Source organism: Fontibacillus forbon, from assembly GCF_046559655.1.
In the GTDB taxonomy this organism is placed as follows: domain Bacteria; phylum Bacillota; class Bacilli; order Paenibacillales; family Paenibacillaceae; genus Fontibacillus.
Genome location: NZ_JBKGFV010000002.1, coordinates 847,649 through 860,603, shown reverse-complemented (window position 1 = coordinate 860,603; position 12,955 = coordinate 847,649). Strand labels below are relative to the sequence as shown.

Here is a 12,955-nt window from a genome sequence, read left to right as displayed (position 1 = left end):
CCTCCCGCATGTAGTAGCGGGAGGGCTTTTACACTTTTTGTCGACAAATTTGTACTTAGTGTAATAATACCTTACATGACGTATAAAAATACCTTACATAGCTATTGACGATATTCATCGTGCAGTTCTATAATGACGACAGAATAATTATAAAGGATGAACGTTAAACCAGATTTAGAGATTTAATGTTCGTGATTTGGGGAGGAAGTCATTATGTCAGCAGAGTTGGTTATGAAAACAATTCAGGAAAAGCAAATTGAGTGGGTCGATTTTCGTTTTGTTGACTTATCCGGTCGCGCGCATCACATTACTCTTCCGGCTAAAGAGGTAGATGAGGATACTTTTGTAAACGGGGTTGCTTTTGACGGGTCTTCGATCCCGGGCTTCCGCGGAATTGAAGAGTCCGATATGGTGATGATGCCGGACCATGGCGCGGTATTCGTGGATCCTTTCACGGCTCATCCGACGCTGAACGTATTCTGCGACATTTTTACGCCGGACGGGGACAGATATGAGAGAGACCCGCGCAGCATCGCGGTTCGTGCGGAAGAATACCTGAAAGCAAGCGGCGTTGGTACCGCGGCATTCTTCGCGCCGGAATCGGAGTTCTTTATTTTTGACGATGTTCGTTATGAGAGCGGAATGAACAAAACTTCCTATTCGGTAGATTCGGAGGAAGCGATCTGGAATACGGGACGTACGGAGGAAGGCGGAAACCTCGGTTACAAAATCCCGGTGAAAGGCGGTTATGTACCGGTTGCTCCGGCTGACAAACAGCAGGACATCCGCAGCGAAATGTGCCGTCTTTTGGATGAAGCAGGCATTCGCGTGGAACGCCATCACCACGAAGTGGCGACTTCGGGCCAGGCTGAAATTAACTTCCGTTTCGATACCTTGTTGAAAACGGCAGACAACCTTATGGTGTATAAGTACATCGTACACAATACGGCCATTCAATTCGGGAAAACGGCAACCTTTATGCCGAAGCCATTGTTCGGAGATAACGGCAGCGGGATGCACGTTCACCAATCGATTTTCAACGGAGATACTCCTTTGTTTTACGAAAAAGGAGCCTATGCAAACCTGAGCGAAACGGCGCTGCACTATATCGGTGGGATCTTGTATCATGCTCCGGCTTTGATTGCGTTCACGAATCCGAGCACGAACTCGTTCAAACGTCTGGTACCGGGTTATGAAGCTCCGGTGAACCTGGTTTATTCGAAGGGCAACCGTTCGGCAGCCGTACGTATTCCGGTCGCAGCGGTTACGCCTAAAGGCTGCCGGATCGAATTCCGTACGCCGGACTCCACGGCAAACCCGTACCTCGCATTCTCGGCTATGCTGATGGCCGGTCTGGACGGAATCAAACGTAAGATCGATCCGACCAAAGAAGGTTACGGTCCGTTCGACAAAAACATTTACGAGCTGTCTGATGAAGAAAAAGCGGGTATCCGCAGCGTTCCGGGATCTCTTGATGAGGCCTTGAATTCTTTGGAATCCGACTATGAATTCCTCACAGAAGGTGGCGTATTTACTAAAGCATTCATCGATAATTTCATCGATCTGAAACGCGCAGAAGCCAGATCGGTAGCGATCCGCGTTCATCCTTACGAATTCGGACTGTACTACGATCTGTAAGCAAGACAAACAAAAAACGGCTGAACCCGAAACTCCGGGTTCAGCCGTTTTTTGTTGTTTGACCAAATAAAAAAGGCCGCCCTCAGAAACTCGCGGCGGCCTCGGATTAAAGCCGGACTCTCAATGTATTCCCGCAGGATTCCCGGATGACAAGCTCCGGTTCCACGACCACATTGCTGGTTACCGATTGGGTATTAATCAGGTCGAATAATAAGGAAGCGGCGAGTCTGCCGATCTTATCCTTGTTTTGGCGGATGGTCGACAGGGCCGGACTCGTATATTTGCATGCTTCAATATCATCGCAGCCGATGATGGCTACGTCTTCGGGAACGCTGAATCCATGCTCCTTCAAAGCGCGCATCGCACCGATGGCAATTAAATCGGAAGCCGCAAAGATAGCCCTTGGCAGGCTGCCGGTATCGATCATTTTGTTGATCGCTTCATAGCCGCTTTCTTCGAAAAAGTTCTCCCCGTTAACGAACCAGGTTTCGGTTACCGGAAGCCCGAAGCTTTCAATGGCGTCCTTGTACCCTTTCTCCCGCATATTCGAAATATCGGATTCCAGTGTGCTTCCTATGTATCCCAGCTCCCGATATCCCTGAAGATAGAAATGTTCAACCACTTTGTAAGACATTTTGTAGTTGTCGGACATAATATAACCGGAACTATTCCCCTTCAGCTCGATATCCACGCCGATGCAAGGGATTTCGCTATGATCAAGCTCGCTGATCGAGGGTTCCACCTGCTGTCCCGTAACGATGATGCAGCCGTCAACTTGGAAGTGTCGGCATCGGGCCAAGTAGTCCCCGTCTACCGCATGGGATTTTTCATTGGAGAAGAACAGGAGGTCGTACCCGAGGAAACCCATTTGTTTCTTAAAGGAGTTGAGTACTTCTACGAAAAAAGGATGGGTGAAGTCAATGTTCAGTTTTCCGGCAAAGATCACGCCGATTAAACTGGATTTCTTGGTGGCCAGCGTTTTCGCGGAATTTGAAGGTACATAGCCGGTCTGTTTCATAATTTCGTGAACTTTCGCTTTAGTTTCTTCAGAAATATCACTATAGTTGTTAATGATTTTGGATACGGTCGATACTGAAACACCCGCCATTTCCGCAATCGTTTTAATATTGATCGGCAAGGTGATGCCCCCTTCTGTTGAAAGAGTTCATTTCGTGGGAGAATACTGTTACGAAACATTTTCGTAATTTTAGTTTACATGTTACTTCCAAGCAAGTCAATCCGAAAAGTCATAGGCCGATTCTGTAATTAATGAAGTCAAAATCATTGGTATTAAAGGGAATATCCATGGTATTAGCTTTTAAAAGAAAGCGTTTTTCCTTCCGTGAAGATTTTTATAAAAAATACCTTTACAAACAGGAGGATTGATGCAATAATGTGTCATGACGAAACCGCTTTCGGAGAATTTAATGAATTTTTCGATTTCGATGAAGATCCAACGAAAATTTTAGGGAACTTCACGGTCGGTCCAATCCGAAAAGGGTTGTCTACTTATTTATCAAACTAGGGGGTAACAACATGGTAAAGAGAATATCAGCCTTGGTACTGGCAAGCGCTCTTACGCTCAGCCTTGCGGCTTGTGGCGGCGGAAATAACGGCGGAAACGCGGCGCCTGCAAATGAAGGCGGAAACAACAAAGCATCCGGCGAGAAGAAAGTCGTAAAGATTCTCCACTGGAAGCAAGAAAACATTAACAAAGCGATGGATGAGATTAACAAAGCATTCGAAGAGAAATATCCGGAATATAAAGTCGAATACACCACTACAGGTCCGGACGACGAATATAAACAAGCCCAAAGAGCCAGAATCACGGCAAACGATGTTGACGTCCTGGCCGACTTGTCGGGGATGAGACTTTCGCCGCAAGATTGGACACCGGGTGCGAAAACACCGGATTGGCAACAATGGATCGATTCCGGTCTGATTGCCGATCTTTCGGATCAGGCACTGGTGAAAAACTGGAACGCGAACGATATCGAAAAAGCCGGTACATACAATGGCAAGGTTTATGCCGTTCCTACCGGTAAAGTGGCCATGTCGGGCCTGTTCTACAATAAACAGATTTTTGAAGACAACGGTTTGAAAGTGCCTACAACCTGGTCCGAATTCCTTAAGCTTTGCGAGGATTTGAAGGCTAAAGGAATCACTCCGATCGGGGTGGCCGGTAAAGACGTATGGCCTTTGAAACTGCCGGTATTTGCGCTTCAAGCGAAAATCCTGGGCGGTGGTGATCAGCAAAAATGGATCGAGGGCGTTTGGAAAGGCGAAACCGCATTTAACGACGCTGAAGCTGTTGAAGTACTCGACAAGATGAAAACGATTCAGGACAACTACATGATCGACGGTTTCATGGGAATCGACTATGCTTCCGCTCCTGCGATCTTTGCTACAGGAAAAGTAGCTATGCTGGCTGACGGATCGTGGGATGCTCCTACAATCGCTACGGCGAACCCGGATCTGAAATTCGGTTACTTCCCGGTTCCGGCTACCGAAGATGCGGCGAAAAACGCTTCTTTCGTCGGAAAATACGACGTAACCTGGTACGTTGCCGAGAAAGGCCCGAACAAAGAGGGCGGAATCAAATGGCTGGAATTCTTCTCGCAGCCTGAGAACTACACGAAATTCGTCAAAGCGGCAGGATTTATTCCTACCCAAGACAACATTTCCACGGACAGCGAGTTTATCGATAACGAACTGACTCCTTACCTCGGAGATTTTGAATTGGCTTACGAAATCATGATGATCAACCGCGAAAACGTGGGCGAACATCTCGCTGCAGAAGGCGTGCATACAGAATATCTGGCACCGGGCGGAGAATTTAAAACCGCTAAGGAATTGGCTGACGTACAACAAAAAGAATGGGAAGCCGCAGCTCCAAGATAATGTAGAGAGACAATTATAAAGATCATACTGCCCTCGGGGTCTGCGTAGGCAGACCCCGATCATTTATTTGATATGGACCTGCGAGGTGAGAGAGATGTATCCATTTGGCAAAGGCTTTGCGAAATATATACCGTTTTTATTACTGCTGATCCCCATGGGATTGTATCTTGTCTTCTATTTTGGACCCTCCGTAATGACAGTGATTTATTCTTTTACCGACGTTAAAAATATACCCGGCAGTTCCATGAATTTTGTCGGCCTGGATAATTATTACGATCTTTTCTACTCCGGAAACTCTGGAGAACGCTGGCGCTCCATTATTAATACATTAATCTTCATGTTCATTGTTACCATCGTTCAGAATGGGGTCGCCTTATTCGTTGCCGTATTGATTAATCAACGGCTCCGCGGCGACTACTTCTATCGTGCCGTATTCTTCTTGCCGGTCGTCCTCGGGGTAGCCGTTGTCGCTCTGATCTGGAGTATGATGTTCGACCCGATGAGCGGTCCGGTAAATATGCTGTATGAGTGGCTCTTCGGATATAAAGATATGTTTTTTGCCAGCTTTACGCATGCGTTCGGTTATATTATTTTCGTTCAAATCTGGATGTACATGGGCTACTCCATGCTCATTTTCCTGGCGGGCTTGCAATCGGTGCCGAAGGATCTGTATGAAGCCGGCTATATCGACGGTACGAACAAATGGCAATCTTTCCGTCATATTACCTTCCCGTTGATCGCTCCGTCCTTTACCGTGAACATGCTGCTTTCAATTATCGGCGCGATGTCTACGTTCGATATCATTCTGGCCACGACCGATGGACGATTTAACACGAGAACGATGGCTTATGACGTTTATAAGGAAACCTTCCGAGGCAGTCTGGAGATGGGCCTTCCATCCGCCTTGTCTGTCGTGCAGTTCCTGATCATTCTCGTCTTCGTCGTAGTTGCGGTGAAACAGACGCGTAAGAGAGAGGTGGAATATTAATCATGAAAAATTCCAAATCGTTTACAGTGCTGTCCTACGCCGTAATTGCCATATTGTTGGTTTTATATGTGGTTCCGCTGATTCTCGTACTCAATGTTTCCATTAAATCATACCCCGAATATCTGATGAATCCGATCGGCCTCGTCAAGGAAATCCAGTGGAGCAATTACGCTACCGCATGGACGGAGGGGAATTTTGCGAACTATTTCCTGAACAGCGTACTTTATACTGGTGTGGCAACCGTACTGACCATCATCGTGTCCGTATTGGGCGCTTTCCCGGTAGCCCGCGGTTATGTCAAATGGGCTGGGTTCATCTATTTGTTCTTCCTATTGTCCCAATTTCTGCCGAACCCGATGGTTGCTCAGTACAAGCTCATGTTGTCGATGCGCGAAAGTCTGGACATGTTCGGATATGACACGAAGCTGGGTTACATCATTCTGAAAACATCCGGCACCGGCGTCGTCTTCATGATGTTTGTCGGTTATATCAAATCGATCAGCCGGGAACTGGATGAAGCGGCCGGGATGGACGGATCGGGTTATTTCCGTTATTTGTTCCAAATGATTCTTCCGCTGATGAAACCGGTCATTGCTACCGGCGTTATTCTGACGGCAATCGGTATCTGGAATGATTTTGTCGGCCCGATCATGTATCTGCCGAGCAAAGCCAACTATCCGATCACTTTCGGTCTGAAGGAATTCAAAGGTCAATACGGTAACAACTGGCCGCTCTTGGCCTGTGGGATTACCATTGTGGCTGCCCCGTTAATCGTGCTGTATACCTTCATTCAAAAATACCTCGTGGACGGCGCACTTGCGGGAGCAGTAAAATCCTGAAGCTGTTTCACGGAACAGAATCCCGCATACCTTCGTAGAGCGGGATTCATTTTTGCCTGAAATCAGGAATCCGGCCGAGAAGGCTGATTTACGATATCCAAAGGAGAAGGAGAACCAAATGAAAAGCAAAAAGTGGGAGTTTCTAGGGGATCATGGGCAATTTAGGCTGGGCCAACCGGAAAAGAGCAGTTATTTGTATTTTCCGTTGGTCAACGAAGCGGGGATGATGTCTGCAATCACCCCTAATTTGCACGGTGAAATGACTTCCGGTCATAACACGTTTTTGATGGAGCCGGTATCGGTACTGGACCTGCACAATTCCAAGGCTTCGCGGAATTTTTGGGTGTTTATCGAAGGAATCGGCGCCTGGTCCGTGAGCGGTAATTCAGCCAAGCAAAATGCGTCGTTATTTTCCGGGGAAGAAGAAGAGAGCACGCTGGAAGGCGGCTTTCTGTGGCATAAAGTGACTCGCGAGCATGGAACCGCAGGCCTTCGTGCGGAAACGGTCAATTTCGTTCCGGTCACGGATGACAAGGTCGAATTGATGAAAGTAAAACTGACCAATACGGGGGAAATCCCGATCAGCATTACTCCGACCGCGGCAATCCCGATTTACGGACGTTCGGCGGACGACCTTCGCGATCATCGTCATGTTACTTCCTTGCTGCACCGCACATTTACTTCTAAGCACGGTATAGAAGTTCAACCGGCGCTTTCCTTTGACGAGCGGGGACATCGGATCAACAAGGTGACCTACGGCGTGTTCGGAGCTGAAGCGGGCGGAGAAGCACCTGCAGGCTTCTTCCCGGAAACCGAGGTTTTCACGGGTGAAGGCGGCGCTCTCGATTGGCCGGAAGCCGTAGTGGCGAATCTGGAGCCGTCCGTTACGTCCGGTGCCGTACTTGAAGGCTATGAAGCTACCGGTGCTCTTCGTTTTAAGAAGGTTTCCCTCGCTCCGGGGCAAACGGTATCCTTCGTCATCGTGATGATCATCTCCGATGACCGTATGGATCTGGACCGGATTGCTGCCGAATATCTGTCGGAAGCCCGTTTTGATCAACTGCTCGGGGAAAATGAGACTTACTGGCGGGCAAAACTCGATACAGTGTCGTTTCATACAGGCGATAACGAGCAGGATATGTGGATGAAATGGGTAACCCTTCAGCCAATTCTGCGGCGGCTTTACGGCAACTCCTTCCTTCCGTACCATGACTATGGCCGCGGGGGACGGGGCTGGCGGGATTTATGGCAGGATTGCCTGGCCCTCATGGTCATGGAGCCTGCGGAGGTCCGTAATTTGCTGCTTAACAACTATGCGGGCGTCCGGATGGATGGTAGCAACGCTACTATTATCGGCTCCAAGCCCGGAGAATTCGTTGCCGACCGCAACAACATTCCCCGCGTCTGGATGGATCACGGGGCCTGGCCGCTGTTGACGACGCTGTTGTACATTCATCAAAGCGGGGATTTGGAGCTGCTGCTTCAGCAGCAAACCTATTTCCGCGACGTATTCGTCAAACGCTGCAAGGACCGGGATTTGACGTGGACTCCGGAGCAGGGGAACAAACTGCTGACGCGGGACGGTCAAATCTACGAAGGAAGCATTCTTGAACATATTTTGCTGCAAAATATGACCCCGTTCTTCCACGTCGGAGAACATGGTAATATCCTGCTGGAGGGCGCCGATTGGAACGACGGCCTGGACTTGGCGCCGAACCGCGGCGAAAGCGTGGCGTTCACAGCTTTCTATGCGAGCAACCTGCTTGAACTTTCCGATTTGCTGCTGGAGATGCAAGCCAAGAACGGTCAGAACACCATTGAGATCGCCGAAGAAATGGCGATTCTGTTCGATACTCTGGCGGAGCCGGTAGCTTATGACAGCATTGCCGATAAACGGGCTTTGCTGCAGCGCTATTATGATTCCATTGTCCCGTCGGTTTCCGGGGTCAAGGTGAAGCTGGATATCTCCCAGGCAGCCGAAGATTTGAAACGTAAAGGCGAATGGGCGATGGAACATCTGCGCCGGAACGAATGGATCAAAAACCGGGAAGGTTATGAGTGGTTTAACGGATATTACAACGACCATGCCGAGCGGGTAGAAGGCGACCATCCTAACGGAGTCCGGATGACATTGACGGGCCAGGTGTTCACCATCATGGGCGGTGTCGCTACCGGGGAACAGGTGGGAAAAATATCCTTGGCCGTAAACCAATATTTGAAAGACGACAAGATCGGATACCGGTTGAATACCCGGTTTGGAGGCATTCAGCAGGATCTGGGACGGGCGTTCGGATTCGCCTTCGGGCATAAGGAGAACGGCGCGATGTTCAGTCATATGACCGTAATGTATGCGAACGCATTATATAAACGGGGTTTTGTGAAAGAGGGCTTCGACGTTCTAGACTCCATATACAAATTGTCCGCAGATTTTGAAAAGAGCCGGATGTATCCGGGGATTGCGGAATACATCAATGAAAAGGGCCGCGGCATGTATACGTATTTGACCGGATCGGCCAGTTGGCTTCTGCTGACCCAGTTAACGGAAGTATTCGGGGTCAAAGGGTATTACGGAGATTTGCAGTTGGAACCGAAGCTGATGAAGACGCAGTTTGACGAGGCCGGAAAAGCTTCCGTCGAAACGCTGTTCGCCGGACGCATGCTGCGTATCGTATATCTCAATCCGCAAGGTGCCGATTACGGCGGCTACCGCATCCAATCCGTTACGCTCAATGGGGAATCGATCCCATTCGTGATTTCGGGAGAAGGTTGTCTGCTGCACCGGAACGCAATCGAAAGTCTGCCGGAAACCGGATTGCATGAGCTTGAAATTGTGTTGGGCGAATAACCCGCAAGTAGTTTGGAGGCATTTCAGTAATGGCTTATCAACTTAAGAATGAACAACTGGAGATTGAAATCGCCGAGGCGGGAGATTACCGGGGATCCCGGTTTGACTGGAGCGGATTTATAACGGGTGTTACCTTGCTCGAAGGCCGCCATTCATTCTGCGTTCCGGAAAGCCTGGTGCCCGGACAGGGCACCGGGGGCGCCGGTTTATGCAATGAATTCGGGATTATACGGGCGATCGGCTATGGGGACACGCGAGTAGGAGAGCCTTTTCCCAAGCTTGGCGTCGGGCTGTTGACCCGGCTTGACGACCGAAATTACGAGTTTTCGAGAAATTATCCGGTACAACCTTTTGCAACGGAAATCGAGATGGAAGGCACCCGCAAGATTACGTTCCGGAATATTCCGCAGGAATGCCGGGGATATGCGGTTTCCCTGGTCAAGACGGTATCGGTTGACGAAAATCGCCTCACGGTGGATTACGATGTGCACAATACGGGCACTAAAATTATAGCAACAGAGGAATACTGCCATAATTTTCTCGGTATCGATGGCAACCCCGTGGGTCCGGACTATGTGCTGAAGTTTCCTTTCGAGTTATCTCCTTGGGCGGATGAGGAGGAAACGCTGGCGGGACTGACCTTCGAACAGGGCGAAGTCCATTGGGAACATACCCCTGACAGACCGTTTTATTTCCGGCTCCCCGGCTTTGATGGAGAGAAGTACCCCTGGATGTGGGAGCTTCTGCATTGCCCGAGCGGCGCCGGCGTCCGGGAAATCAGCAGGTTCCCGGTATCCGCGGCGGCGGTCTGGGGGCTCGGCCACGTGGTGGCTCCGGAAATATTCTATGAAGTGCGGCTGGCTCCGGGAGAACGAAAAACATGGTCAAGAGTGTACGAGTTTTTTACGAAATAACCCCCAATCCTTTGACGAAATGAAGCGTTAATGTGTCAATTCTGCAAACTGCTGCTTCTTAGCGAAATAACAGCTTGATGGAAAAAAGAATAGTTGCTATGATAGTCCTTATCAAAACTTCGAACCTTACTAGACACGGAAGAGAAAGGATGGGGGAAATGAGTAAGAGAGCTTATAACTTTAATGCCGGACCGGCAGCCTTGCCACTGGCAGTGCTGGAACGCGCCCAAGCGGAATTCGTCGATTTTAAGGAGACGGGAATGTCCATCATGGAGATGTCCCATCGCGGCAAAGTATATGAAGAGGTTCATAATGAAGCCGCCAGCCGTTTGCTTAAGCTGCTCGGAAATCCGGAGGGCTACAAAGTGCTGTTCTTGCAAGGCGGAGCTACAACGCAATTTGCCATGCTGCCGATGAATCTTTTGACGGAAGGCAAAAAGGCAGGTTATGTCAAGACGGGAAGCTGGGCCAACAAAGCCCTTAAGGAAGCCAAGCTGATCGGCGAAACTTTCGTAGCGGCATCCTCGGAAGAAGATAAGTATATGTCGATTCCGGATCTCAGCAAGCTGGAACTTCCTGAGAATACAGCCTACTTGCATATAACCTCCAATGAAACGATTGAAGGCACCCAGTTCCAGACTTATCCGGATACCGGCAGCGTGCCGCTGATCGCGGATATGTCGAGCGACATTTTGTGCCGTCCGTTCGATCTGACTCAGTTCGGCGTCGTTTATGCCGGTGCACAGAAAAATCTCGGGCCGTCCGGCGTAACGGTCGTGATCGCGCGTGAAGAACTGTTGCAAAACTCGCCTAAGCATCTTCCGACTTATTTCCGTTATGATACGCATACGGAGAACAATTCGCTTTATAACACACCGCCATCCTTCTCGATTTACATGGTGAACGAAGTATTGAAATGGATCGAAGAGCAAGGCTCCCTGACGGGAATCGAGCAAAAGAACCGGGAGAAGGCGAACCTTCTTTATCAAACGATCGATTCAAGCGGCGGATTTTACCGCGGTTGCGCGAACACGGCGGACCGTTCGATCATGAACGTGACGTTCCGTCTCGCTTCCGAGGAACTGGAGAAACAGTTCGCCAAGCAGTCGGAGCTGGAAGGCTTCGTCGGACTGAAAGGCCACCGCAGTGTCGGCGGTCTGCGCGCTTCCATTTATAATGCGGTGCCTTATGACAGCGTCAAGGCGCTCGTAGACTTTATGAATGAGTTTCAAAAAGCGAACGGATAAGTTTATGAAGTAAAACCGATAAAGTTGAAGCGGCAGCGGAGGTGAACCTCCGCCTGCCGCTTTTGCGTGCGGCCGCATAACGGATTTTCTTTTTCATGCGGCTTTTTCGGATAAACTGTTATAATAATAAATATAAAATAGATATACGAGGTGTTGATCAACATGGCATTACATATTGTACTCGTGGAGCCGGAAATTCCGGCGAATACCGGAAATATCGCGCGAACCTGCGCGGCAACCGGCATACATCTTCATTTGGTTCATCCGCTCGGGTTTCGTACCGATGACGCTACTATGAAAAGGGCGGGCCTGGACTACTGGTATGCCGTTCATATCGAATATCACGATTCGTTCCGGGACGTAGAGGAGAAGTACAGCGGAAGCCGTTTTTTCTTTGCGACGACAAAGGCGAAGAAATCGTATACGGATTTTGAGTTCCAGGACGGCGATTTCTTTGTGTTCGGTAAAGAAACGAAGGGACTGGCGCCGGACATCCTGGAAGCCCACCCGGAGACGTTAATGCGGATGCCGATGACCGATAAAGTCCGCTCGCTGAATTTGTCTAATTCCGCTGCGATTATTGTTTATGAAGCGTTGCGGCAGCTTGATTTTCCCGGAATGGATTAAACCAGGGGATCCAACATAGAAATTTTGGAGGTAATTATAGAAATGTCCCAACTTAAAACGGAAAAAGAAAAAATGCTGGGCGGCGAATGGTATGACGCCAGCGATGAGGTACTGGTGGCGGAGCGGCTAAAGGCCCGTAAACTGACGCGCCAGTACAACCAGACCCTGGAGGACGAAAGAGAGCAGAGAACGGCGATCATGAAGGAGTTACTGGGGGCGTCCGGGGAGCATATTTATATTGAACCGACATTCCGTTGTGATTACGGCTCGAATATTTACGTCGGGAATCATTTTTACGCCAACTTCGACTGCGTCATTCTGGATGTTTGCGAGGTGCATATAGGGGACTATTGTTTCATGGCTCCAGGTGTCCATATCTATACGGCAGCGCATCCTTTAAATCCCGATGACCGGAATTCCGGGGCCGAGTTCGGCAAGCCCGTCAACATCGGTAACAATGTATGGATCGGCGGACGAGCTGTTATTGTCCCTGGAGTGACGATTGGTGATAATGTCGTTATTGCGGCAGGGGCTGTTGTCACAAAAGATGTACCAAACGGAGCGGTCGTTGGCGGTAATCCGGCCCAAATAATTAAATACGTCGAGATTTAGCGAAGCAGCAGGAATCCTGAAAAAAATAGCGAATTATAAATAGAATAGGTATTTGGTTCTATTTTTACATATTATTTTTCAGGAGAGGTGTCCGATTTATGAAGCCTGCTGGTGTGGTCCGTAAAGTGGACCAGCTGGGTAGAATCGTTTTGCCCAAATCGCTGCGTAAGAGATATCAAATGAACGAAGGGGATCCCGTAGAAATTTTAGTTCAGGGCGACCATATCATTTTAGAGAGATATCGTCCGAAATGTGTTTTTTGTGGTTCCATGGAACAGGTCAGCGACTTCAAGGAACGTTCCATTTGCAACCAATGTCTCGTTGAAATGAATCGGCTATCCTAG

11 protein-coding genes are annotated in these 12,955 nt (G+C 49.1%); 10 read left to right on the top strand and 1 reads right to left on the bottom strand.

The genetic code is table 11. The annotated features are described in order from the left end of the window. Nucleotides 1-213: 213 nt before the first annotated feature. Nucleotides 214-1,638: a type I glutamate--ammonia ligase gene (glnA, locus tag ACLB09_RS10940; protein ID WP_410769846.1), complete on the top strand. Its 1,425-nt coding sequence runs from the start codon at nucleotides 214-216 to the stop codon at nucleotides 1,636-1,638. Nucleotides 1,639-1,744: 106 nt separating this feature from the next. On the opposite strand, the gene ACLB09_RS10935 is transcribed toward glnA, so the two are convergent. Further along, complete coding sequence (locus ACLB09_RS10935; RefSeq protein ID WP_410770068.1) at nucleotides 1,745-2,770, bottom strand: LacI family DNA-binding transcriptional regulator; 1,026 nt, start codon at nucleotides 2,768-2,770, stop codon at nucleotides 1,745-1,747. 404 nt (nucleotides 2,771-3,174) lie between these two features. Here ACLB09_RS10935 and ACLB09_RS10930 point away from each other — a divergent pair, with 404 nt between their 5' ends. The 9 genes from ACLB09_RS10930 (at nucleotide 3,175) to ACLB09_RS10890 (ending at nucleotide 12,955) form a co-directional block, all read left to right on the top strand. Continuing rightward, a complete protein-coding gene (locus ACLB09_RS10930) occupies nucleotides 3,175-4,539 on the top strand; it encodes an ABC transporter substrate-binding protein (protein ID WP_410769845.1) in 1,365 nt (454 codons plus the stop codon). A gap of 94 nt (nucleotides 4,540-4,633) precedes the next feature. Continuing rightward, nucleotides 4,634-5,527: a carbohydrate ABC transporter permease gene (locus ACLB09_RS10925; RefSeq protein WP_410769844.1), complete on the top strand. Its 894-nt coding sequence runs from the start codon at nucleotides 4,634-4,636 to the stop codon at nucleotides 5,525-5,527. Between the two features lie 2 nt (nucleotides 5,528-5,529). Then, nucleotides 5,530-6,366 (top strand): carbohydrate ABC transporter permease, encoded by an 837-nt coding sequence (locus ACLB09_RS10920; RefSeq protein ID WP_410769843.1) that lies wholly within the window; start codon nucleotides 5,530-5,532, stop codon nucleotides 6,364-6,366. Between the two features lie 118 nt (nucleotides 6,367-6,484). Next, complete coding sequence (locus tag ACLB09_RS10915; protein WP_410769842.1) at nucleotides 6,485-9,211, top strand: GH36-type glycosyl hydrolase domain-containing protein; 2,727 nt, start codon at nucleotides 6,485-6,487, stop codon at nucleotides 9,209-9,211. A 29-nt stretch (nucleotides 9,212-9,240) separates the two neighbouring features. Next, entirely contained in the window at nucleotides 9,241-10,125 is an 885-nt protein-coding gene (locus tag ACLB09_RS10910; RefSeq protein ID WP_410769841.1) for a hypothetical protein, read from the top strand. Nucleotides 10,126-10,283: 158 nt separating this feature from the next. Then, nucleotides 10,284-11,372 carry a 3-phosphoserine/phosphohydroxythreonine transaminase gene (gene serC / locus ACLB09_RS10905; protein WP_410769840.1) on the top strand — a complete coding sequence of 363 codons (1,089 nt, stop codon included), beginning with the start codon at nucleotides 10,284-10,286 and terminating at the stop codon, nucleotides 11,370-11,372. Between the two features lie 162 nt (nucleotides 11,373-11,534). After that, complete coding sequence (gene trmL, locus ACLB09_RS10900; RefSeq protein ID WP_410769839.1) at nucleotides 11,535-11,999, top strand: tRNA (uridine(34)/cytosine(34)/5-carboxymethylaminomethyluridine(34)-2'-O)-methyltransferase TrmL; 465 nt, start codon at nucleotides 11,535-11,537, stop codon at nucleotides 11,997-11,999. A 42-nt stretch (nucleotides 12,000-12,041) separates the two neighbouring features. Continuing rightward, nucleotides 12,042-12,611: a maltose acetyltransferase domain-containing protein gene (locus ACLB09_RS10895; protein ID WP_410769838.1), complete on the top strand. Its 570-nt coding sequence runs from the start codon at nucleotides 12,042-12,044 to the stop codon at nucleotides 12,609-12,611. 98 nt (nucleotides 12,612-12,709) lie between these two features. After that, nucleotides 12,710-12,955 carry an AbrB/MazE/SpoVT family DNA-binding domain-containing protein gene (locus ACLB09_RS10890; RefSeq protein ID WP_410769837.1) on the top strand — a complete coding sequence of 82 codons (246 nt, stop codon included), beginning with the start codon at nucleotides 12,710-12,712 and terminating at the stop codon, nucleotides 12,953-12,955.

Excerpts from the sequence above, each read along its gene's own strand:
- glnA (WP_410769846.1), top strand. The coding sequence starts at position 214 with ATGTCAGCAGAGTTGGTTATGAAAACAATTCAGGAAAAGCAAATTGAG.
- ACLB09_RS10930 (WP_410769845.1), top strand. The coding sequence starts at position 3,175 with ATGGTAAAGAGAATATCAGCCTTGGTACTGGCAAGCGCTCTTACGCTC.
- ACLB09_RS10925 (WP_410769844.1), top strand. The coding sequence starts at position 4,634 with ATGTATCCATTTGGCAAAGGCTTTGCGAAATATATACCGTTTTTATTA.
- ACLB09_RS10920 (WP_410769843.1), top strand. The coding sequence starts at position 5,530 with ATGAAAAATTCCAAATCGTTTACAGTGCTGTCCTACGCCGTAATTGCC.
- ACLB09_RS10915 (WP_410769842.1), top strand. The coding sequence starts at position 6,485 with ATGAAAAGCAAAAAGTGGGAGTTTCTAGGGGATCATGGGCAATTTAGG.
- ACLB09_RS10910 (WP_410769841.1), top strand. The coding sequence starts at position 9,241 with ATGGCTTATCAACTTAAGAATGAACAACTGGAGATTGAAATCGCCGAG.
- serC (WP_410769840.1), top strand. The coding sequence starts at position 10,284 with ATGAGTAAGAGAGCTTATAACTTTAATGCCGGACCGGCAGCCTTGCCA.
- trmL (WP_410769839.1), top strand. The coding sequence starts at position 11,535 with ATGGCATTACATATTGTACTCGTGGAGCCGGAAATTCCGGCGAATACC.
- ACLB09_RS10895 (WP_410769838.1), top strand. The coding sequence starts at position 12,042 with ATGTCCCAACTTAAAACGGAAAAAGAAAAAATGCTGGGCGGCGAATGG.
- ACLB09_RS10890 (WP_410769837.1), top strand. The coding sequence starts at position 12,710 with ATGAAGCCTGCTGGTGTGGTCCGTAAAGTGGACCAGCTGGGTAGAATC.